Origin of the sequence: Glutamicibacter sp. AOP38-B1-38, from assembly GCF_052377485.1 — a bacterium.
Taxonomy (GTDB): Bacteria; Actinomycetota; Actinomycetes; order Actinomycetales; family Micrococcaceae; genus Glutamicibacter.
On sequence record NZ_JBQSWU010000006.1, the window covers coordinates 134731 to 154574 of the forward strand.

At 57.9% G+C, this 19844-nt stretch carries 20 protein-coding genes; 13 read left to right on the forward strand and 7 right to left on the reverse strand.

Going from position 1 to position 19844, the window contains the following annotated elements:
• Positions 1-290 precede the first annotated feature (290 nt).
• Together ACT3TP_RS05410 and ACT3TP_RS05415 are read left to right on the forward strand one after the other, a co-directional pair.
• Positions 291-656, forward strand: a complete 366-nt coding sequence (locus tag ACT3TP_RS05410; protein WP_096283162.1) for a hypothetical protein — start codon at positions 291-293, stop codon at positions 654-656.
• Between the two features lie 169 nt (positions 657-825).
• Positions 826-1014 carry a hypothetical protein gene (locus tag ACT3TP_RS05415; RefSeq protein WP_096283161.1) on the forward strand — a complete coding sequence of 63 codons (189 nt, stop codon included), beginning with the start codon at positions 826-828 and terminating at the stop codon, positions 1012-1014.
• Here the strand turns inward: ACT3TP_RS05415 and ACT3TP_RS05420 are convergent.
• Positions 1011-1232 (reverse strand): hypothetical protein, encoded by a 222-nt coding sequence (locus ACT3TP_RS05420; RefSeq protein WP_096283160.1) that lies wholly within the window; start codon positions 1230-1232, stop codon positions 1011-1013. The two genes, ACT3TP_RS05415 and ACT3TP_RS05420, sit on opposite strands and share 4 nt — an antisense overlap.
• On the reverse strand, positions 1229-1882 hold the full coding sequence (locus ACT3TP_RS05425; protein ID WP_096283159.1) for a TetR/AcrR family transcriptional regulator: 654 nt from the start codon (positions 1880-1882) through the stop codon (positions 1229-1231). Before ACT3TP_RS05425 ends, ACT3TP_RS05420 begins: the two co-directional genes overlap by 4 nt.
• 105 nt (positions 1883-1987) lie before the next feature.
• On the opposite strand from ACT3TP_RS05425, the gene ACT3TP_RS05430 reads away from it, so the two are divergent.
• The 5 genes from ACT3TP_RS05430 (at position 1988) to ACT3TP_RS05450 (ending at position 7520) form a co-directional block, all read left to right on the forward strand.
• Complete coding sequence (locus ACT3TP_RS05430; RefSeq protein WP_096283158.1) at positions 1988-3400, forward strand: flavin monoamine oxidase family protein; 1413 nt, start codon at positions 1988-1990, stop codon at positions 3398-3400.
• A 2-nt stretch (positions 3401-3402) separates the two neighbouring features.
• Entirely contained in the window at positions 3403-4260 is an 858-nt protein-coding gene (locus ACT3TP_RS05435) for a universal stress protein (protein WP_096283157.1), read from the forward strand.
• A gap of 80 nt (positions 4261-4340) precedes the next feature.
• Entirely contained in the window at positions 4341-5849 is a 1509-nt protein-coding gene (locus ACT3TP_RS05440) for an APC family permease (RefSeq protein WP_096283156.1), read from the forward strand.
• A 74-nt stretch (positions 5850-5923) separates the two neighbouring features.
• Positions 5924-6328, forward strand: coding sequence for an arsenate-mycothiol transferase ArsC (locus ACT3TP_RS05445; protein ID WP_096283155.1), 405 nt, complete (start codon positions 5924-5926; stop codon positions 6326-6328).
• The gene (locus tag ACT3TP_RS05450) at positions 6312-7520 is read left to right on the forward strand and encodes an MFS transporter (protein WP_096283154.1); all 1209 of its coding nucleotides are present in this window, start codon (positions 6312-6314) and stop codon (positions 7518-7520) included. Before ACT3TP_RS05445 ends, ACT3TP_RS05450 begins: the two co-directional genes overlap by 17 nt.
• On the opposite strand, the gene ACT3TP_RS05455 is transcribed toward ACT3TP_RS05450, so the two are convergent.
• Positions 7517-8005, reverse strand: coding sequence for an Lrp/AsnC family transcriptional regulator (locus tag ACT3TP_RS05455; RefSeq protein ID WP_096283153.1), 489 nt, complete (start codon positions 8003-8005; stop codon positions 7517-7519). The genes ACT3TP_RS05450 and ACT3TP_RS05455 overlap by 4 nt on opposite strands.
• A gap of 242 nt (positions 8006-8247) precedes the next feature.
• On the opposite strand from ACT3TP_RS05455, the gene ACT3TP_RS05460 reads away from it, so the two are divergent.
• A complete protein-coding gene (locus ACT3TP_RS05460) occupies positions 8248-8442 on the forward strand; it encodes a helix-turn-helix domain-containing protein (protein ID WP_096283152.1) in 195 nt (64 codons plus the stop codon).
• Positions 8443-8515: 73 nt separating this feature from the next.
• Here ACT3TP_RS05460 and ACT3TP_RS05465 read toward each other — a convergent pair whose 3' ends face one another.
• Entirely contained in the window at positions 8516-9292 is a 777-nt protein-coding gene (locus tag ACT3TP_RS05465) for a MerR family transcriptional regulator (RefSeq protein ID WP_096283151.1), read from the reverse strand.
• A 146-nt stretch (positions 9293-9438) separates the two neighbouring features.
• Between ACT3TP_RS05465 and ACT3TP_RS05470 the strand changes: the two genes are divergently transcribed.
• The 3 genes from ACT3TP_RS05470 to ACT3TP_RS05480 all read left to right on the forward strand — a co-directional run bounded on the left by ACT3TP_RS05470 (position 9439) and on the right by ACT3TP_RS05480 (position 12424).
• Positions 9439-10662 (forward strand): MFS transporter, encoded by a 1224-nt coding sequence (locus tag ACT3TP_RS05470; protein ID WP_444619751.1) that lies wholly within the window; start codon positions 9439-9441, stop codon positions 10660-10662.
• 447 nt (positions 10663-11109) lie between these two features.
• The gene (locus ACT3TP_RS05475) at positions 11110-11964 is read left to right on the forward strand and encodes a hypothetical protein (protein ID WP_444619753.1); all 855 of its coding nucleotides are present in this window, start codon (positions 11110-11112) and stop codon (positions 11962-11964) included.
• A gap of 112 nt (positions 11965-12076) precedes the next feature.
• On the forward strand, positions 12077-12424 hold the full coding sequence (locus tag ACT3TP_RS05480) for a cupin domain-containing protein (protein ID WP_096283148.1): 348 nt from the start codon (positions 12077-12079) through the stop codon (positions 12422-12424).
• Here ACT3TP_RS05480 and ACT3TP_RS05485 read toward each other — a convergent pair.
• Positions 12421-13188 (reverse strand): 4'-phosphopantetheinyl transferase family protein, encoded by a 768-nt coding sequence (locus ACT3TP_RS05485; RefSeq protein WP_096283147.1) that lies wholly within the window; start codon positions 13186-13188, stop codon positions 12421-12423. The genes ACT3TP_RS05480 and ACT3TP_RS05485 overlap by 4 nt on opposite strands.
• A gap of 324 nt (positions 13189-13512) precedes the next feature.
• Here ACT3TP_RS05485 and ACT3TP_RS05490 point away from each other — a divergent pair, with 324 nt between their 5' ends.
• Positions 13513-15114 (forward strand): SH3 domain-containing protein, encoded by a 1602-nt coding sequence (locus ACT3TP_RS05490; protein WP_444619756.1) that lies wholly within the window; start codon positions 13513-13515, stop codon positions 15112-15114.
• Positions 15115-15206: 92 nt separating this feature from the next.
• On the opposite strand, the gene mhpA is transcribed toward ACT3TP_RS05490, so the two are convergent.
• Together mhpA and ACT3TP_RS05500 are read right to left on the reverse strand one after the other, a co-directional pair.
• Positions 15207-16928 (reverse strand): bifunctional 3-(3-hydroxy-phenyl)propionate/3-hydroxycinnamic acid hydroxylase MhpA, encoded by a 1722-nt coding sequence (gene mhpA / locus ACT3TP_RS05495; protein WP_096283145.1) that lies wholly within the window; start codon positions 16926-16928, stop codon positions 15207-15209.
• 144 nt (positions 16929-17072) lie between these two features.
• Positions 17073-17774 carry a helix-turn-helix domain-containing protein gene (locus tag ACT3TP_RS05500; protein ID WP_444619758.1) on the reverse strand — a complete coding sequence of 234 codons (702 nt, stop codon included), beginning with the start codon at positions 17772-17774 and terminating at the stop codon, positions 17073-17075.
• Positions 17775-18319: 545 nt separating this feature from the next.
• Here ACT3TP_RS05500 and ACT3TP_RS05505 point away from each other — a divergent pair.
• Positions 18320-19570, forward strand: a complete 1251-nt coding sequence (locus ACT3TP_RS05505; protein ID WP_444619760.1) for an MFS transporter — start codon at positions 18320-18322, stop codon at positions 19568-19570.
• The last annotated feature ends 274 nt before the right edge of the window (positions 19571-19844 follow it).

Below are 19844 nucleotides of genomic sequence, written 5' to 3' on the forward strand. Positions count from 1 at the left end.
GGGCGATTCGGATAACCCGTCGCTTTCGCCACCTGAGCGATGTTGAGTTAGACCATCGGGTAATAATTAGTTAAAGAATAAAGAACTTTCTGAATCAGGTTTACGCGTTGATTTATGGGCCCTTTGATAAATGGCGCAAGTCACCATCTCCGTGGCAACTTCGATCTATTTATGCGTATTGAATCACAGGGGACTGTGACGTTGTGAACGAATTAGACTGTTCCGTAAAAAGGGGAAAAATTATGGGCTTTACTGGAATTAAGATGTTGGCAAAAATATAGGAGCAGAACATGGGTGCGATCCCTCTTGGTGAAGACATACTCTTGGCCCGTCATGGCGCGAGTATCGTCAAATTTCGTCAGGATCGCAAAAACCGTGCAACCGTTGCCTATTTGCGTGGTGGCACGACGGATTCGGCGTCGAATCTGCTCAGTGCTCGAGCGCTTAGCCCGGCGGAATCGATTAGTCGCGGAGCGGTTTCCTACCTGGAAGATGAATCGGTTGTCAGTCGTCAGGAAGTTCGCTCGCTAGTAAAGATATCTCTCGGATTCAGTGCGGTGACGGGAATCGTCTTCGGCGGATTGCTGCTGGCCCTGTACAAGGTTGGAGGCAACGAGGCGATCGCATCGCTGTCGACCATGGGCGCCATGCCGTAACTCTATAATTTTCACGCAGCAAGGGCGAGAAACCTATTGGTTTCGCCCTTGCTGCGTCTGTGCTGCTGGTACCTCGCAAGTGCACGCATTTCGGTGCGCGCCTGACAAGTCTCGTAATTAAGAATTTCAGGGCATAAGATGGCGACAATCCCAGGGATTGGAGCACGACATGCGTTTCGTAATGGAAGTAAACTTCGACTCCGAGAGTATGAAGCTCAAGCCGCTCGAGGAGTTGCAGAAGATACTCGCGGACTGGTCGAGGAATATCGCCATCTACCCGATTGAGCCTGGCGCTCAGGGGGACATTCTCGACGCCGAGGGTGAAGAAGTTGGCGAGTGGGCGTTCCTTGACGACTAATCCCGATTCTTAGAGAAGCGTCCAATCACATAGCCTATGGCCAAGGTTGCGGAGAGTACGGCCCACAGCGGAGCGGCGGTATGGAAGAGCAGTAGTTCCACGCGCACGAATTGAAGGTTCTGCAGGATAAAGATCAGCGCAATGATTCCCAGAGCGATGGCTGCCCACTGTTTGAGCGAAAGCCGTGAACCCCCAGCAGGCGTTGGGTTTTGCCTCATAGCTGGTCTCGCGAAGCCAGCAAGCCGAGTACCAGCGCGCGGATTCCGCGTCTAAAGGAATCGTCGCTGGTATTGATTCCAGTCTCGCGCTGCGCGGCAACGGACTGAGTGAAGTTGGGGGTGGTGTCTTGGCGATTGCTCGTGTCAAAAATGTCATGTGGCGCTGCGGTATCCATGGCTGAGCCAAAGATGAATGACTCCAGGGCGACGATCGTCGGAATGATCTCGGATTCGGCGAGCCCGTGGTTTTTCAACGTCTTTGCCACATGCTCATACATGCCCAAGGTGCGTGGCGAATCGGCCACCGGGAGCACCGCGATAATCGGGATCAGCGGAATGTGCTTTGCGAAAATATCGCGATAGCTGGTTGCCCAGTGGATCAGCGCCTCGTGGATTTCTAGTTTTTCGAAGGCCGAAGTGTCCACCTCTGCCATCACCAATTCCTGGATCCATTGCAGCAGGTCTTGTTTGGAATCCACGTGGTTGTACAGCGCCGAAGGTGAAACCCCCAAGGACCTGGCCAGCTGCTGCATGGTCAGTGCGTCATAGCCATCCTGCGATACGAGACCCAGCGCGTGCTCGGTGATTCGGTCTCGGTTGAGTATCGCTGTGCGTGGTCGACCCGCCCGTCGGGCACCTTCGGTGGTCATTCCAATTTCCCCCTGACGTGGCATGCTTCACAAGCGCATGTTCGTACTCTATGCTATACGCAGAGGTAAATGAACCAAATTCATTTAGCGTTGAGGAGAATTACCATGAAACAACTTGAACGTGACGTCGTTGTGATCGGCGCTGGGCCATCCGGTCTCACGGCAGCCTTCGAACTGCAAAAATGCGGAAAGACGGTGGCGGTGCTCGAAGCGCGTGACCGCGTAGGCGGGCGCACCTGGAGCGAAGAAATGGACGGCGCCACCATTGAAATCGGTGGCCAGTGGATCAGCCCGGATCAGACCGGACTGTATTCGCTGATCGACGAGTTGGGCATCGAAACCTTCGAACGCTACAAAGCGGGCAAGAGCGTCTATCGAACCACCGATGGCGAGAGCATCGTCTATGAAGGCGCGGATTTCCCGGTCGCGGCAAGCACCGTAGTCGAAATGAACAAACTCATTGAGCTGATGAATGAGCTTGCGGCACAGATGAATCCAGACAAGCCATGGGAGCACCCGCGCGCCAAGGAGCTGGACATGGTCTCCTTCCATCATTTCTTGCGCGAACATTCGGCAGACAATCTCGCCTGCGAAAACGTGGGTCTATTTATCGCCGGTGGCATGCTGACCAAACCGGCGCATACCTTCTCGGCATTGCAAGCGGTGCTGATGGCATCCTCGGCAGGATCTTTCGACAACCTTGTTGATGAGGATTTCATCCTTGACCGACGCATCGTGGGCACCATGCAGGGAGTTTCCAAAACGGTGGCCGCGCGCCTCGGCGACGACGTGTTCCTGGAAAACCCGGTGTTGAAGCTCGAATGGTCTGAAGATGGGGTCATCGCCCACGGAGCCAACATCAGCGTGAAGGCCAAGAAGGCTGTCATTGCTGTTCCGCCGAACCTGTATTCGCGCATCAGCTATGTGCCGGCGCTTCCCCGCAAGCAGCTGATCACCCACCAGCACCACTCCATGGGTCTAGTGATCAAGGTCCATGCCGTGTACGAGACGCCCTTCTGGCGAGAAGCCGGACTATCCGGAACCTGTTTCGGCCCAAGCTCCTTGGTGCAGGAACTCTACGACAATACCTACACCGGAGAAAGCACCGGCACCCTGGTCGGCTTCATCTCGGACGTCAATGCCGATGCCATGTGGGAACTGAACGAAGAAGACCGCAAGGAGCAGATCCTGCAGGGGATCTGCGAATTCCTCGGCGAGAAAGCCTTGGAGCCAAAGGTCTTCTACCTTTCGGATTTCGGCGCCGAAGAATGGACCCGCGGGGCCTATGCCACCAGCTACGACCTGGGCGGGCTCTCGCGATTCGGCGCAACCCAAAATGACAACGTCGGACCGCTCTACTTCTCCTCCTCAGACCTCGCCGGAGAAGGATTCCAGCACGTGGATGGCGCGGTGCGAATGGGACGCCGCTCGGCCGCCCGAATCATCGCCGAGCTCGACGGGGCCAGCTACGACGAAAACTATGACGGCGTGGCTCCACTGAACAAGGTCACCGCCTAGCCATGAATTTGCTCGTAGGATACACCGCAGATCAACGCGGTGCCGAAGCCATAGAACTGGCCGCTGCCCTGGTGCAGGGCACCATGTCACCCAGCTTGGTGATCGGAATAGTGCTCCCTGCCAGTACCCCGTTTAGCGCGGTCTATCCCGGCGGGGACCACGGATTCGACTCGATTCTCTCGGCCAAGGTCGATGAATGGGCCGCCCACGCACTGAACCAGGTGCCGGCGGGAGTCACGGTTCGCGTGGTAGCCCGCTCGGTGCCCTCGGTGGCCGAAGGACTGATGGAGCTGGCCGAAGAAACCGGAGCCCACGGGATCGTTTTGGGCGGACGCAAACGCCACCGGGCGGGTTTCTTCATGCCCGGTGCCGTGGCGAACGCGCTCTTGCACGCCTCGAGCGTTTCGGTGATCATGTCCAGCCCGCAAGCGCTAGCATCGCTGCGCGCGGCCCAAGGAAGGATCACCCGCATGACAGCATTCGTGGGGGACCGACCCGGGGCACGCGAGGTGATCGCCAGCGCAGCTAAATTCGCCACAGCACGTGGCGTGGGATTGCGTGTGGCCACCCTCGTGGCGGACTCTGATGTGTCTGACCCGGCCACCGAGCTGAACCAACATCTGGTGCTCACCCGGAAGTTCCTCACCGAACTGACCGACTCCATGGGACTGCAGGCATCCGTTGAAGTCGTTTCAGGCCAAAGCCTGGATGCGGCCATCGAGTCACTGGAATGGATTGATGGCGAATTCGCAATTCTTGGCTCGGCGCGGCTTGCCACCACCCGGCGCCTATTCATAGGCCCCAAGGCACAACGAATTCTGCGCCAGCTCAATGTCCCCATGGCCGTGGTGCCTAACTAAAAATCCTTGGAGCGGGCCGTTGCCCGCGCCCTGGTCAGACGACGATGCCTGCCCAGAATGAACCCCAGAAGGTAATCACTATGTCGCAAGATCTCAGACGGGAAACCGTCCAGCAACCTGACACCGGCCTGCACTCCAAGGGCCTGTCCACCGGCACCGTAGGCGTACTGGGACTGGTCGTGATCGGTATTTCCTGTATTGCCCCGGCCTACACGTTGACCGCTGGACTAGGGGCTACGGTGGCCGAGGTCGGCACGCAACTTCCGGCCATCTTGCTGGCGGGTTTCATTCCGATGCTGCTGGTCGCATTGGGCTACCGCGAGCTCAACAACGCGATGCCGGACTCGGGGACTTCATTCACCTGGGCCACCCGCGCATTTGGACCGATGATCGGTTGGATGGGCGGCTGGGGACTGATCGCGGCCACGGTGATCGTCTTGTCGAATCTGGCGGCCGTAGCCGTGGATTTCTTCTATATCCTCGTCGCCCAGCTCACCGGCAATCAAGCGATTGCCGAGCTGACGGAGAACTTATGGATCAACATTCCCACCACACTGTTATTTATCGCCGCGGCAGCATACATTTCCTATCGCGGACTGAATGCAACCAAGGTGTTCCAGTACGTTTTGGTGGGTTTCCAAGTATCGGTGCTACTGCTCTTTGCCGTCATGGCCTTCACCAACAGCACGCCCTTTGACCGCACTCCAATAACCTTGGATATGTTCAACCCGGCGAGCGTGGATTCATTCTCGGCCTTTGCCGCGGGCATCTCGCTATCCATCTTCGTGTTCTGGGGATGGGATGTCACGCTGACCATGAACGAGGAAACCACCGATCCGAATAAGGTTCCCGGACGTGGCGCGACCTGGACAGTGCTCCTGATCATCGCCTTGTATCTAGCAGTTTCCTTGGGGGTCCTCTACTGGGCAGGTGTGGGTGAAACCGGGCTCGGGGCGGGCAATGAAGCGAACCAAGAATCGATTTTTGCGGTGCTTTCGGGGCCGATCATGGGGCCACTGGCCATCCTGATGTCATTGGCGATTCTCTCTTCCTCGGCGGCTTCGCTGCAGTCAACTATGGTGTCTCCGGCACGTACCTTGCTCGCCATGGGCTATTACAAGGCCTTGCCGCCGAGCTTCGCCAAGATTTCGCCACGCTTCATGTCACCCTCGGTAGCTACCATCGTCTCGGCAGCTGCCGCCGCGGTGTTCTATGTCGTGACCCGGCTGATCTCCGAAAATGCGTTGTGGGACACCATCACGGCGCTCGGGCTGATGATCTGCTTCTACTACGGTCTGACGGCACTGGCCTGCGTCTGGTATTTCCGCGGTGAGCTATTTAGCACCATGCGGAATTTCTTCTTCAAATTCTTGGCTCCTTTGGTCGGCGGCGTGGTGCTGCTGGTGATGTTCTTCAGCACCGCCGTCGAATCAATGAACCCCGATTACGGTTCCGGATCCGCGATCGGAAACTTGGGAATGGTCTTCATCCTCGGCGTTGGTGTGCTGCTGCTTGGCGTAGCAATCATGCTCTTCACCAGGATGCGGCATCCCGCTTTCTTCAAGGGAGAAACAATCAAAATGCGTTGAGCGCAGCCAAATTGTGCGCTCAACAAATATCATTGAACCACCCGCGAATGCCTTGTGGGTGGTTCAATGAGTTCATGGCTACTTCGGTTCTATTTATCTGCTCGCGCAATGCAGGCAAGTCGCAAATGGCTGCGGCCTTGATGGATCTTGTTTCTGGCGGCACAGTCACCAGCTATTCGGCAGGTACGAATCCTGGCACCGTGATCAATCACGAGGCGGTCGATTCTTTGGCCGAAACCGGTGCAGACATGTCCGCCGGAACTCCTAAGGCTATTGATGCGTCGGTCGTGGAGAAGGTGGACCGCGTAGTCATCTTAGGGAGCGAAGCCAACCCGAGCATTGACGAAGCGATCCCCACCGAACGCTGGATCACCTATGAACCGAGTGAAGACGGGGTCACCGGTGCGGAACGGATGAATATGATCCGTGACGAAATCGCAGATCGCGTTCGCGAACTGTTCCATGAACTGGAGAAGTAAGATCGCCACGAGCAAGACCAAGCAGAGCAAAAATTCGTGGTGGCTTCCGGGCATCTGTCTCGTCCTCACTGGCTGGTGCGCCAACCAGTACGTATCGCTTATCAGCTGGTACCAGCAGCACCGCGAGTTGAACGAAATTGAAGCGATGCTGGTGATGGGCAGCTATCTGCTCGGCATGATCCCCACTTTGCTCTTGGGTGGGCCTCTGGCCGACAAATTTGGCCGCAAGCCGTTCACGCTGCTGGCACTGACCGCGTCCACGCTGGGTTCGGTTGCCATGATGTTCGGCATGGTGAACGACTCCGGGTTGTATCTCGGACGTGTCTTCACTGGAATGGGGATGGGCCTGGCGATGGTCGCGGTGACCAGCTGGGTTAAAGTACTGAGCGTCGGTCCGGCAGGAGCCACTCGTGCGGCACTGTGCACCTCGGCCGGCTTTGCCTTGGGACCGATAATTTCCGGGGCAATAGTTGGCGCGAGCGCTAGTCCCGAACTGGCTTATGGAATTCACGCCGTAGCTGCTGTGTCTTGGCTGCTGCTGATCACGAGAGTCAAGGAAGAAAAAGCTCCCAAACTTCGAACTGCTGGAGGCAGCACCACGGCGGAGAATCTCGCCCGCTTCAGATTCGTAGTACTTCCAGCGGCTCCGTGGGTCTTTGGGCTGGCCGCTAGTGGCTTTGCCATAGTTCCCGCATTGAGCGCGGACGCTGGCCAGTCATCGCTGTTCTACACCACCGCCGCGGTTGCCATCACCATGGGCATGGGAGTGCTCATCCAGCCACTGGCCAAACGATACAACAACACCAGCAAGGTGAACCTCTTGCTTGCCGGGCTCACCCTGGCGGTCCTGGCTTTTCTCTTGATGATCGTGGTTTACATGACCGGCTCCGAGGCCTTGGGCGTCATTGCCTTTATTCTCTCGGGTTCGGCTAATGGCGTCTTGTTGGTGGCTGGATTGAGCCAGGTGCTTGACCTTGCCGGATCGGCGGAAATGGGCAAGCTCACCGGACGGTTCTATGCGGTGTGCTTTATCGGATTCAGCTTCCCGACGCTCTTCGCCATGTGGCGTCCGTTCGCGGACCCCATCTGGTTTATCGCGTTGCTGATCGGGCTTTGCGTGCTGAGCATGGTGTGCGTATTTGCCGCGCGTAGATATCTTCCGGCAAGGACATTGGATCTGGTGGCTAGCTAGTTCTTGGTTCCGCTGAGTTTCTTGAGCAATTCGGTGGTGCGGTAGGGGATCACGTCGCGCAGAATCATCGAGGTAGATGTGCGCGTGATGCCCGGGCATAGGCGGATCTCTTCGGAGACTCGATATAGATCATCTGGATCGGTGGCCGAGACGCGGATCATCAAGTCGGTTTCTCCGGCAGGAGCAACACATTCGAGTACCTCTGGAATGCCGCGCAGTGCTTCGATGGCTTCATTCAAACTTGACTGGTTGAGCTCTGCACTGACGAACGCGCTGACTCCGCGCCCCATCGAGCTTGGCAGGATCCGTGCGGTATTCGGACGCAACGCGCCAGAGTGGGCTAGCCGTTCCAACCGGGTCTGCACGGTGCCGCGGGCCAAACCCAGCTGCTGTGCCAGCATCATGATCGGCACTCGGGGATCGGCATCCAGAGCCAACAGGATTCGGCGGTCGGTCTCATCGAGCTGATACGTTTCCGAATGCATATGGAGTTTCTCCTGTGCTGGCAAGTTGGGTGGGCGGCGGCGTAAGTGCCTTCATAGGATTTTAGTCAAAATGACCAGCCGCACCCAAGTGTGTTGCACGGTCTGACCGGTTTTGTTGCGTCTAACTCATTATGTGTCATCGCCCGGATGCAGTCGAATCTTCGAATGCCGACTTATCCACAACCTGCCTATTTTCACACCAAATAACCGCAAATAACAGTAACCTTTCAAGTATGAGGTTTATGAGATTGGAAGACGTCGCCGAAGAGCTGAACGTCAAGCTTCCGCAGGTACGCGCACTGGTGAAAAGCGGCGAGCTTCCGGCGATACAGATTGGTGGACGCGGCATGTGGCGGGTAGAAAGGGTCGAATTGGAAAACTACATTCAGCACCGCTATGCCCAAGCCCGCGAGGAAATCAGCGACGGCAGCGAATAGCGCATGTGCAGGCGACAGCAGTAAATCCCGACCGAGGGACAGCCCCGGACGGGATTTACATCCAGGAGTTCAACTATTTCTGCATAAAACGTTCCAAAGATGCCTTCACGAAGGGAGCTTGGTCTTCGTAGTTCTTCGCGAATCGTTCATCGGCCACGTACATCTCGGCCAACCCCAATACATATTGTCTTAGCTGCGCTTCATCTCCCTCATGGCCCGGAGTTCCGGGGATGCTATTGAGCCAAGCTACATGCTCCGCAGCAATTTGTTGGGCTTGGTCACCGCTTGGGTCTATGCCCGAACGCCCAGCCTGTATCCACTTTTCATTTAGGTCCTTCACCAGCTGCAGCTGTGCGGCCTGTTGGCCCTTCGACTGTCCGCGCCACCACTGATCCGACTTTACGTAGCTCTCTTGGCTCCAACGGGCGACTACCTCGTCTTTGTATTGTTCGTTGAAGCCGTCGAAGGCTTGATCTACATTCATGCTCTCTCCTGATTTTAGCGATTGGATGGTGTGCCTCAGGGCGTTGATTTGCGCATCTAAGGCAGCGCGTTGGTTCCGCAACTCGGTGATATGGGTTTGGAGGGCAGAAATCTCATCTTGATGCTCGTCAATGATTTCGCCAATGGTTTCCAGCTTCAGGCCCAACTGACGCATTAAAAGAATGCGCTGCAGGCGCACCAACTCATGCCGTGTGTAAAAGCGGTACCCATTGTCTGCGGTCCAGCTCGGATGGAGCAGACCGATATGGTCGTAGTGGCGCAGGGTTCGACTACTCACACCTGCGGCCCGTGCCACTTCGCTGATCGAGTGCGCACCACCGGGATTGGTCGGCAGAAAATCGTTCATGGCTACCACGCTAGGGGTTGACGCAGCGTCAAGGTCAAGGCGTAGTGATGATTCTGCAGACAAAGTTGTCCTGCAAATACCAACCTTGTGTAGATTTACTATGAATGCCGATTTCGGCACCGACTGCACCCGCACCAGGAGCGGAATTGGCACCGACCATTACCCAACGCCGTTGGGCGCTGTATACGCTGTTTTTCCTTCCCGGGCTGACGATGTCCTCTTGGATTACCCGAACACCGGCCATTCGCGATCTGCTCGAAGCTACCCCCGCCAAGATGGGGCTTGTGCTCTTCGGCTTGTCCGTAGGATCGATGCTTGGAATTATCTTCTCCGGAAAGCTCGTTGCGCGTTTCGCGGCCCGTCCGGTGATCCAAGCAGGCTCATCCGCCGTGATTATCTCTATGCCGCTGATTGGAATGAGCGCCCACTTCCAATTGGAATGGTGCGTCGCTGCGGGTCTATTCATTTTCGGCGCCGGAATGGGCAGTGCAGAAGTTGGCATGAACGTGGAAGGCGCCGAGGTGGAACGAATCACCAAGAAGCCATTCCTTGCCAGCCTGCATGGCTTCTTCTCGCTCGGTACCGTCATTGGGGCGAGCCTCGGGATAGTCTTCACTTCGCTGGCCTTCCCCGTAATTTGGCACTTAGTGCTCAGCGGCCTGCTTTCCCTCGCACTATTCTTCTGCGTCAATCGCTATCTTCCGCAGGGAACCGGCAAAATCGATATGCACAGGCAAGATGGAGAAGCGCCGCAGCGCACCGCGCGGTTGTGGCTGGATCCTCGCCTGTTGCTAATCGGCTTCATCGTCTTGGCGATGGCGCTCGCCGAAGGGTCCGCCAATGATTGGCTCCCGCTAGTCATGGTGGACGGCCACGGATTTGACCCGGCCGCGGGCTCCCTGATTTTCACCGGCTTCGCGCTGGCGATGACCATTGGCAGGTTCTGCGGCGGCTGGTTCATCGCACGTTTCGGCGCGAGCCGGACTTTTGCCGTGAGCGCCTTCCTCGGTGCGTCCGGCCTGTCCGGCGTCATCTTTCTCGAAAGCCCGGTTCTTGCAGGCAGCGCAGTCATTCTTTGGGGAATTGGCACCTCGCTCGCATTTCCGCTGGCAATTTCTGCCGCTGGAGCCTCGGGAAATGATCCTGCAGGACGAGTAGCTGTGGCAGCAACCATTGGATACATCGCATTCCTGGTCGGTCCGCCACTCCTCGGATTCGTGGGTGATGAATTTGGGCTGCGTCAGGCATTGATCCTGCCTTTGTGCTTTGTCATCGTGGCGATGTTCTTGTCCTCCGCAGTGTCCGAGCGAAAGATCAAGATTGAAAGAGTCCATAGCGAAACCGTTGAAGACAGTGACCCGCGACACTAAATTCAGCGCATTCGGCAGAATGTCGGCTCTAAGGTACCCCAAGGTACTAGGACTGATCATATTGATCACTCATCAATAGGTCGGTTGCACACAGTGATTGATTTGGTATTTACTGGTTTCAGTTGAAGTCATCGGGTTACCGCCTGGCATGGCTTACGCCGATCACCGCAAAGATCACCCATATCTTCGCTGGCGCATCTAGACACGGGACAAATACACCGTCGTCGGGCATCGAAAGGTCTGATCAAGAGACCCGTACACGCTTCCCCGTTTTGAGGAGAAACGTGGACGGGTCTCTTTGCCGTTGTACCGCAGGGCAGTGCAGCCCAAAACGATCCGGACCGCCGAAACCGTTGAGCTTGTCGACGCTGTGACACCGGTGGCCGACGCGCTGAAACAGCTCCTCGGGTCCTAGGATCAGACTCGCTCCTCTGACACAATGAGCCCGTGGGAGCACATACGTTGAACATGAGAAGCAGCCGGAACTTCTGGAGTCCCTGGTGGGCTCAGATCGTTGCGGGGTTATTCGTTGTACTGCTTGCCGTTGCTCCTTGGCTCTGGTTATGGCTTGGGCAACGAGACGAGTCACTGTTGCCTGCTCCGAATTCCGATGCAGCGGGCCTGATTATTGTTTTGTCTCTTGTCGCTTTACTCGGCGGTTGGTTTGCCCGAGTCATTGGGCGGAGTGCGACGAGCTTCGCGATTCTGACCGATGTGGGCATGATGCTCTCCCTCTTAGGACTTGCAGCGCAATGGATATTGGGCGGCGACCCGGATTTTCTGCAGGGAGGTGCCAGCCCCGAAACCCAAGGGGAACTATGGGTTTTCGGAACACTGCTGGTGATTTCCCAGGTCCTCTATTTTGTCATCGCAAAATTGCGGCTGAGCCTGGTGGCGCTGGTGGTCGCCTTGCTCGCATTCAGCGTGGGCCAATGGATACAAATGGTGGCGACTTATACTCCGGCAGATCCGAACATCTATTCCTCGCTGATTTACGCCGGCCCGTTGCTGCTCGGACTCGTGCTGGGATTCCTCGGTTTTCTCCGAGCCTGGCACCTGGTTCTCTGGATTGTTGCCTTGGCAATTCAATGGATCATGCCCGCGGTGATCTCAGCGGTAGTCACGATCCTGGAAAACCCTGTGGGGTCATGGGGCGAGTCCTTGAGCGAATTCGGCGGGCTGACCGTAGCTTCCGTGCGGCTATCCGACTGGATCATTCCGGCGTTGGTGACGCTTGCGACGGCGATGATGGTGAGCGTCATTCTGCTCATCGTCCGCAAGGTCAGGCGGCGCTCCTACTAGCCCCGCTGCGGCCAATGCGCTCGCAGCCTTGGAATGCAGGCAAATTCTGGAATACTCGAAGGAGATTGGACCTTCAGCACCGGGCACCACCTGACGTAAAGGAAGATTCGTGATGGACAAGGACGACACCAAGGTAGCAAGTACCCTGTTGGCTCAGGAATTGGGCGATCTTGAATTAGCGAATCCGATCAAGCCAGGGAGTTACTCGGCCCAGCGGATCAGTTCCGCTTCCGGCGCCACGCTCGTGCAGATCGCTTTTGACGCGGATGTCGAATTGGCCGAGCATAAGGCAGCGACTCCCATCATCGTGCAGGTTCTCGACGGGCAGGTGGACTTCAGCGTGGGTGATCAGACTCATCAGCTGAGCTATGGCGGAATGATCCGGTTGGAGGCAGGTGTGGTCCATGCCGTTTACGCGGAAAACCCTGCCCGCATTCTGATCACCTTCATCGACGCCTAGGGCTGTATCAGCTGGCCGTTCTCTCCTCCGAATAATTCTGCGCTGAGCTCCGCGACCGGAAGCGGCGCAGAGGCGGCAAGTGCCGAGACATGAGTGGCGGGCACCGGCAGCCAGCGCAGCTGGTATTCTGCCGGGTGCTTCACCTCGATCCAGCGTCCCTCACGCTCGGCACGAAGCGCACGCGCCGATAGCACCGGGACGGCGGACGGCTCTTGGCGCAGCCCCGTGCCCGAGGCTTTGAGCAGAGCCTCCTTCGCCGACCACGCGATGAGGCGCACCCGATCCGCGTTGGCCTCTCGACGAACCAGTCTGCGTTCCGCGGCGGTGAGCGCCACGTCATCAAAACCGGCAAAGACACCTTCGGGGGAAAAGCCGGGCCCCCGCTCGATGTCGACTCCAAGGTCGATCTGCTTCGGGCCAACTGCCGCAATGAACATTTTGCGGCTACGCGAAAGCGAGATCGAATGCTCTGGGGTTGCAGGTTTCCCATGCTCTACAGAGCCACACGAAGTGCAGCGACGTGAGATCCGCAGCTGCTCGGCCATCGCCAGATCGCCGTGCTGGACATGCGCCAGCAACAAGCGCAGCAGCGTGCGCGCCCCGAGGAAGGCCGCGCGGTCTTCGGCCTGCAGGAAGTCGGTGGCGCGCCTCGCCTCGGTGCCAAGAATCCGCTCTGGACCGCCGAATTTCTCCGCCGCCAGCTCGACCTCGCGGGCGGTAGCCACCGCGTAGTAAATCTGTGACTGAGAATTTTCGATGCCCATGTGCTTAAGCCTACGTGCTGGAATTCGGCAGGGGAGGAACCACGGGTCACGCCGGGTAGGGGCCAGTGGACCGCCTGATGCATCGGAAAAGTAAGCCAGCTTACGTCTGCGCGCGATAAGGCGACAAACCGGGAAAATGATGTGCAAGCCGGGCCAGATTATGGAAAGGTGTTGCGTAGAAGTACTTTCGGTGGCGAGCTTGGGGCGGCTTTCCTGATGGGGTGGGTGCCGATTGAAAGAACTAGCACACGCCGCTCGGACATTGCCAGATTCCCTATGAACCGTGATGGATGAGCGCCGCCGACTGATAGCAAGTAGGGACTTATGAGGAATCCGGGACGCACCGCAGCACTGGCCTTGGCCGTGACCATGACAATCGGAACCGGCGCTCAGGCAGCCGCAGCGCCACCGGCATCCGCAGATGTGCCGAACTCATTGCCGACGGCGAAGCTCACCGTCCAAACGGCCAAATCGGCAACTGTCAAGCGCACCACGGCAAACCTGCGGTTGCGCGAACGGGCCTCAACCTCCTCAGCCACGTTGCTGGTGATCCCGAAGGGCACCAAGCTCAGCGTGCTGGCGACCAGCAATGGTTGGAACAAGATCAAGTACGGCGGGAAAACCGGGTGGTCCGCTGGGTCATACCTGGAAAAGACTTCGTCCACCACGGATTCCAAGGGCGGTTCGGTCCGCTACACAACGGCGAACCTCAACCTGCGCACCGGGGCCGGGACCGGCTACCGTTCGCTCGGCGTGATCCCCCAGGGGGAGAAGGTCACCGTTTCGCAGACATCCAAGGGATGGGCCAAGGTGTCCTCGTCAAAGGGGACCGGCTGGTCCAGCGCCAGCTACCTGACCTCGAAGGGGTCTTCGTCGAAGCCAAGCAACCCGAAGACGGACTCCCCGGAGGGCTCGCGCTATACGACCGCGAACTTGAATCTGCGCACCGGGGCCGGAACCGGCTACCGCTCGCTTGGCGTGATCCCGGAGGGCGAAAAGGTCAATGTGCTGCGTACCTCGGGCAACTGGGCCCAGGTCTCCTCCTCGAAGGGGACCGGTTGGGTCAGCCGGACCTACCTGGGCGGTCGCGCCTCGAACACCGAACCAAAGACCCCGCCCACCGCCAAAAAGTCCGCGTACACCACGGCCAACCTGAACGTGCGCTCCGGGGCCGGAACCAGCCACCGTTCGCTCGGCGTGATCCCCAAGGGCGAAAAGCTCACCGTCCACCTGACTACGGCGGGCTGGTCGAAGGTGACCGCCTCCGAGGGCACCGGCTACGTCAGTGCCGACTACCTGAGCGACGAAAAGCCCTCCAGCGCGCAATACCGCTGGACAACCGGCAGCTTGCATCTGCGCACCGGCCCGGGGACCAGCTACGCCAGCAAGGGGATTCTCCCGGCCTATGGGCGCGTGCAGCTGATCAGCGCGCAGAACGGCTGGGCTAAGGTGACCAGCAGCGTCGGCACCGGATACGTCAGCTCCCGCTACTTGAGCACCGCAGAGCTGCACCCGGTGCGCAGCGATACCCAAGTGGTCATCAAGCAGCTGCGGCAGCTGTTCGCCGGTGACTTCACCTCGCTGGGCACGGTGCGTCCCGGATCCGTTGGCCACAGCTCCGGCAAAGCCGTGGACGCGATGATCGGCAACTACCGGAGCGCCGCCGGAATCGCCGCCGGAGACCGCATCTCCCAGTTCCTGCTGGATAACCGCAAGCAGCTGGGAGTCCACTACCTGATCTGGCAGGACAAGATCTGGTTGTCCGAGGCGAAGGGCTGGGAGCCGTACTCGACCTCTGGCAAGTACGGCACCCAATTCACCGACAACTGGAATGACACCACCCGGCATATGGACCACGTCCACGTGGAAACCTACGGAGATTCCGCCACCGGCGGCGCCCTGGATTACAGCGCGCTGAACGGCTAGCCAAGCAAACGGCCCCGTCCCCTGAGGGCAGGGACGGGGCCGTTTCGAGGTCATGCCACCACGCCGCGATTCATTGCGCGCGGGTTGACGGGCTACGCGCCGGTGAAAGCCTTGGGTGCTTCGTGGCTCATGGCACCCTTGAAGCTCATCGAATTCAGCACCGCAGCGATGGTGCGCGGACCATCCTGGTGCAGGCAGGCACCGGCGACGAAACGGTCTGGACGCAGCAGCACCATCGGGGTGGGGCGGTCGTCAAACCACTTCTTCAAGCGTCCGGTCACGTCCGAAACGACGAGGACCTCTGGGCTCATATCGCGTTTGGCCCATTCGTACTGAGTCTCCGGGACTACCGCGACCAGCCGGGCACCCAGCGCCTGCAGGTCTTCGATGGTCTTCGCCGGCAGCACGTCGATGGGGTCATTGCCCCAGACGAGCAGCGTCCACCAGTTGCCGACGACATCATCGAGCTTGCCGATTCCCAGTTCGTCGGTGCGCACATTTGGCTGGATGAACTGGACGCCTACGGGGGAGACGCGGGTGTTGGCGGTGGCTACCGGGATCAGTTTGCTGCGCAGCGTAGCCTCGGCGCTGCCTGCCTGCGCGGTAGTGGGATCCGCGAGCACCCCTGCGGTGTAGCGCGGCATCGGCTTGAAGCGCATATCCGCGAAGTAGCTCTTGACCGAGGGGAAGAGGTTCAATACGCTGGCCGCGGTATCGCGCAGTACCACACCGGCAGGGTTGGTCATCTTGATGACCTTGCCCATGGTCAGTGACAGCTCGACCATGGCCTTGGCATGCTGCTTGCGCTCGGCGGTGTAGGTATCGAGCAGTTCGTCGCCGGCCTGGCCGGCAAGGATCGAGGTGAGCTTCCAGCCGAGGTTTGTCGCATCGCGCATGCCCGAGTTCCACCCCTGGCCCATCCAGACGGGCATCAGGTGCGCCGCGTCTCCGGCGATGAGCTGGCGGCCCTTGCGGAAGTCGCCTGCCACACGGGCGTGGTGGGTGAAGACCCGGCGGCGAATATACTCAAGGGTCGTTGGGTCCGGCACATGATCGGCCAGCATTCGATTCACGAATTGAGGATCGGTGGCCATCTCTTCGGTTTCATCGTCAAGCAGCATGAACTCCCAGCGGCGAACCGCGTGCGGTAGGCCAATGGAAACGTAGGGACGCACCGGGTCGGCGCCGAGGAAGACATTCGGGGTGCCCAGCGGGTCGTTGTTGACATCGACCACCAGCCAGCGAGTCGCGGGCGATTCGCCCTCGAAGCTGACGCCCAGGCGTTTGCGGGTCGGGGACTTGCCGCCCTCGGCGCCAACGATGTACTTCGCCTCGAAGCTGCGTTCGGACTCATTGCCGTGCTCGTCGAGGACCTTGACCCGGGTGGTGACGGAGTCCGCGGTCTCGGTGACGTCGAGTACCTCGTGGCCGAACAGCACCTGGACGTTCTCGAAACGCGAGAGACCCTCAAAGAGGACGCGGTCCACCTCGGGCTGGATGAAGCCGTGCTTGCGTTCCCAGCCGAACTCGTCGGTCTGCGGATTGTTGATCAGGATGGTCTTGCCGCGGCCATTGACCAGGCGCATGATGTGCTGCGGGGTGGTATGCGGACGAACCTCATCCACCAGCCCCACGGTCTGGATGGTGCGCAGCGACTCGTCGTCCAGGCCTACCCCGCGTGGGTAATCGATGAGGGTATCGCGAGCCTCAAGGACGGTAACCGTCCGGCCATACATCCCAAGGATGTTGGCAAGCATCAGTCCGGTTGGTCCTGCACCGACGATAAGGACTTCGCTGGTAGTCGTTGACGACATCTAACCCTCACTTATTGTGTAAATAACGCACTGTAGTGAACTGCATATGCACTTAACCTGTGGTTCATCACACCATGAGGTGTGCTCTGGATCAAAGCAGGTGTTCTGCATGCCGGAACGTTTTGCCCCAACCCGGCATCGGGCCTATGCATCGAGGTCATCCAGCAACCGGGCGGCGGCAAGTTTGAGCGGTTCAATGCAATCAAGCGCGGACTGCTCGTGGAGAGTGATGACGTTCAGGCATGCGGTGGGCCTCGATCCAGCTGCTGGAAGCGGGATTGCCAGGCCATGCATATTTGGTTCGACCTCCCCAAAGGTCTGCGCGAAACCACCCTCCCTCACCAGCCGTACCTGGTCGGTATCTTGGGCGGATGCTGGCTCTGCGGCCAAGAGAGCTAATCCGGCTGCGCCAATGGTGACAGGATGCTGCGAACCTTCGGTGAACGCCACGTGGTAGGTGCCTGCGCGCGGGGAGACCACGGCCAGGGACACCGCGCTATTGCCTTCGCGTACTAGCAACGCAACCGTTACGCCTAGGGAATCCGCGGCACTACGCAGATGAGATGTTGCGGCATTGCGCAGATGCTGGTGTCCAGCAGCGGCCAAGGATAGCAATCCGGCAGCCCCACGGTATCTGTTGTCTTCGCCGCGGTGCAATAATTCAGCGTCGCAGAGGGTGTTCAGAATCCGGTAGGCAACCGTGCGGTGAACCTTTGAACGTTGTGCGACTTCCGTGGCGCTCAATCCGTCATGTGAGTCGACCACTTGGCGCAAAATTGCCAGGCCACGGGCAAGGGTTTGGGACCCCGTGGTTCGGGAGGAATTAGGAGTAGCGCTCTCATTCATATGTAGATAGTGCCATAAGACGTGCGTTATTTACTTAGACTTGTTCCACGTAGCGAAACTTGCTAGCTAACTTCTTTGCCGCTTTGTCCCGACATTCAGATTCCGAGTTACGACTTCACTGATTAGACAGCTTGGGGTTCAACCTGGAGACAGGTTCAGAGGTATTGGCATGTAAGACGTTTATAAGCTGAATACGCACCATTACATATCTAACTTTTCTTCGCAGTTCTGGGACCCGCTGGCACAAACGCAATCAACTCTGATGCGGAGCACTACAGATCTGTCAGGGCCCTATAAGTTGGAAAAATCCATTCGATCCTACTTTTTGGGGAGCACTATCTCCGTTCGCTTTAGCCCTGATGACGAGGGCGAAGATTTTGAGCATTTACTCTTCACTGGGGTTCAGTATCCGTTCCTTCGGTGGAGAAGCCTATGGAGCTGGTGTTGCGTACAGTGGGACGCATTATGGAGTTGGAGTGCTTCATCATCGAAGATAGTTAGGACCGTTCCATTCCTGAGACGCGAATCGATAAAGGAGTCCGATAGTGGCTGACAGTTCTCGTTGGTGGCTACCCGTTGCTATCGCATTGACTCTTGTGGGATGGGGTGCCAATCAATTCGCGTCGATGCTGGTTTTCTACCGTGAAGATTACGGATTTTCACAGCTAGAGGTAACCTCCATGTTGGGGATTTATGTAGCCGGATTAATCCCTGCGCTTTTATTCGGTGGAAGAATCTCAGACCGGATAGGGCGCAAAAGCACCACGGTGGTCGCCTTACTCGTAACTGTTGCGGCTAGTTCTGCCATGATGTTTGGTGCGCTTTGGGCCTTACCCATCTATCTAGGTCGTTTACTAGCGGGTGTGGCCACCGGAGCGGCGATGGCCGCAGGAACGAGTTGGATCAAAGAACTCTCGCCTGCCACCTCAAATCCCGCGGTTTCGAATGGTTCTGGCGCGCGTAGAGCTTCATTGTTTACCACCGCAGGTTTTTGTTTGGGACCCATAGCCAGTGGAATGATTGCGAACTTTGCTCCGCTCCCGGCAACTTTGCCCTACCTAGTACATATCGTGCTTTGCCTGCCCGTATTGCTGTTTTTGCTCCGCGTTCCAGGAACTAAACCCGAAGCACTGGCCGGCAATAACGCGGAGGCACGGATACAGCAGTATGCCTATGAGGGAGCTCAGCGACGTTTTCGCAGAGTTATCGTCCCTAGCGCTCCTTGGGTTTTTGGTGCCGGTACCATCGGGTTCGCGGTAGTTCCTAATCTGTTTGCCAACCTCGGCGAGCAAGCGCTCATCTATTCAACGGTTGCCGTCGCACTGACATTGGGTAGCGGAGTTGCAGTCCAACCAATTGCGCGGCGGCTTGATTCAACACGTTCGGCTCGTGCCATACTGGTTGCGCTGGGATTGAGCGTGGCCGGATTGTTGTTGGCTTTGATCTGTGGCTTATTCCAGACACCATGGCTTGCACTACTCGCTTGTTGCTGCTTGGGAGGAGGTTACGGCCTAGTGATGGTTGCTGGTCTCCTTGAAACACAACGGTTGAGTACTCCGCAGCGCCTTGGAACGGCGACCGGCAAATTTTATATGTTGGCCTATGCGGGATTCTTAGCGCCCACTTTACTTGCGTATCTTGGCCAATGGTTCGGACTGATGGAGCTGCTGATTACGGTCACCGTTCTGGCATTGCTTTGTTTGGTCGTGATCGCCTTGAATTCGAAGCGGCATCTTCCACCGCTCGCTGGACATCCAACGGAAGTAGCACAAACCAGTAAGGCACAAAAGCAATAGAATCGCCTGAGCTGCTGTTTACCAGTGGCGTACGAACACTCCTTGCTGCGAAGATGCTTAAACCCCTAGGATCCCAAATTCTAAGGCTCAAGGCAGACGGCTACGGATACAAGTGTCCGCTTACAATCACGTTCGCGAGGCAGCGGCGTTACTGCGCAGTGGAACCAAAATTCTCTTTTGTTGTTGCAAATAGGTAAAAATAGCGTCGGAAAACTGAGCTGAGCTGATATTTGGTCATCAGTACTGATGGCTGATCCTTAGCCCAGTGTTTACA

Bases quoted from the DNA above. Each gene is read 5' to 3' on its own strand.
- ACT3TP_RS05410 (WP_096283162.1), top strand. From the start codon at position 291: ATGGGTGCGATCCCTCTTGGTGAAGACATACTCTTGGCCCGTCATGGC.
- ACT3TP_RS05415 (WP_096283161.1), top strand. From the start codon at position 826: ATGCGTTTCGTAATGGAAGTAAACTTCGACTCCGAGAGTATGAAGCTC.
- ACT3TP_RS05420 (WP_096283160.1), bottom strand. From the start codon at position 1,232: ATGAGGCAAAACCCAACGCCTGCTGGGGGTTCACGGCTTTCGCTCAAA.
- ACT3TP_RS05425 (WP_096283159.1), bottom strand. From the start codon at position 1,882: ATGACCACCGAAGGTGCCCGACGGGCGGGTCGACCACGCACAGCGATA.
- ACT3TP_RS05430 (WP_096283158.1), top strand. From the start codon at position 1,988: ATGAAACAACTTGAACGTGACGTCGTTGTGATCGGCGCTGGGCCATCC.
- ACT3TP_RS05435 (WP_096283157.1), top strand. From the start codon at position 3,403: ATGAATTTGCTCGTAGGATACACCGCAGATCAACGCGGTGCCGAAGCC.
- ACT3TP_RS05440 (WP_096283156.1), top strand. From the start codon at position 4,341: ATGTCGCAAGATCTCAGACGGGAAACCGTCCAGCAACCTGACACCGGC.
- ACT3TP_RS05445 (WP_096283155.1), top strand. From the start codon at position 5,924: ATGGCTACTTCGGTTCTATTTATCTGCTCGCGCAATGCAGGCAAGTCG.
- ACT3TP_RS05450 (WP_096283154.1), top strand. From the start codon at position 6,312: ATGAACTGGAGAAGTAAGATCGCCACGAGCAAGACCAAGCAGAGCAAA.
- ACT3TP_RS05455 (WP_096283153.1), bottom strand. From the start codon at position 8,005: ATGCATTCGGAAACGTATCAGCTCGATGAGACCGACCGCCGAATCCTG.
- ACT3TP_RS05460 (WP_096283152.1), top strand. From the start codon at position 8,248: ATGAGATTGGAAGACGTCGCCGAAGAGCTGAACGTCAAGCTTCCGCAG.
- ACT3TP_RS05465 (WP_096283151.1), bottom strand. From the start codon at position 9,292: ATGAACGATTTTCTGCCGACCAATCCCGGTGGTGCGCACTCGATCAGC.
- ACT3TP_RS05480 (WP_096283148.1), top strand. From the start codon at position 12,077: ATGGACAAGGACGACACCAAGGTAGCAAGTACCCTGTTGGCTCAGGAA.
- ACT3TP_RS05485 (WP_096283147.1), bottom strand. From the start codon at position 13,188: ATGGGCATCGAAAATTCTCAGTCACAGATTTACTACGCGGTGGCTACC.
- ACT3TP_RS05490 (WP_444619756.1), top strand. From the start codon at position 13,513: ATGAGGAATCCGGGACGCACCGCAGCACTGGCCTTGGCCGTGACCATG.
- mhpA (WP_096283145.1), bottom strand. From the start codon at position 16,928: ATGTCGTCAACGACTACCAGCGAAGTCCTTATCGTCGGTGCAGGACCA.
- ACT3TP_RS05500 (WP_444619758.1), bottom strand. From the start codon at position 17,774: ATGAATGAGAGCGCTACTCCTAATTCCTCCCGAACCACGGGGTCCCAA.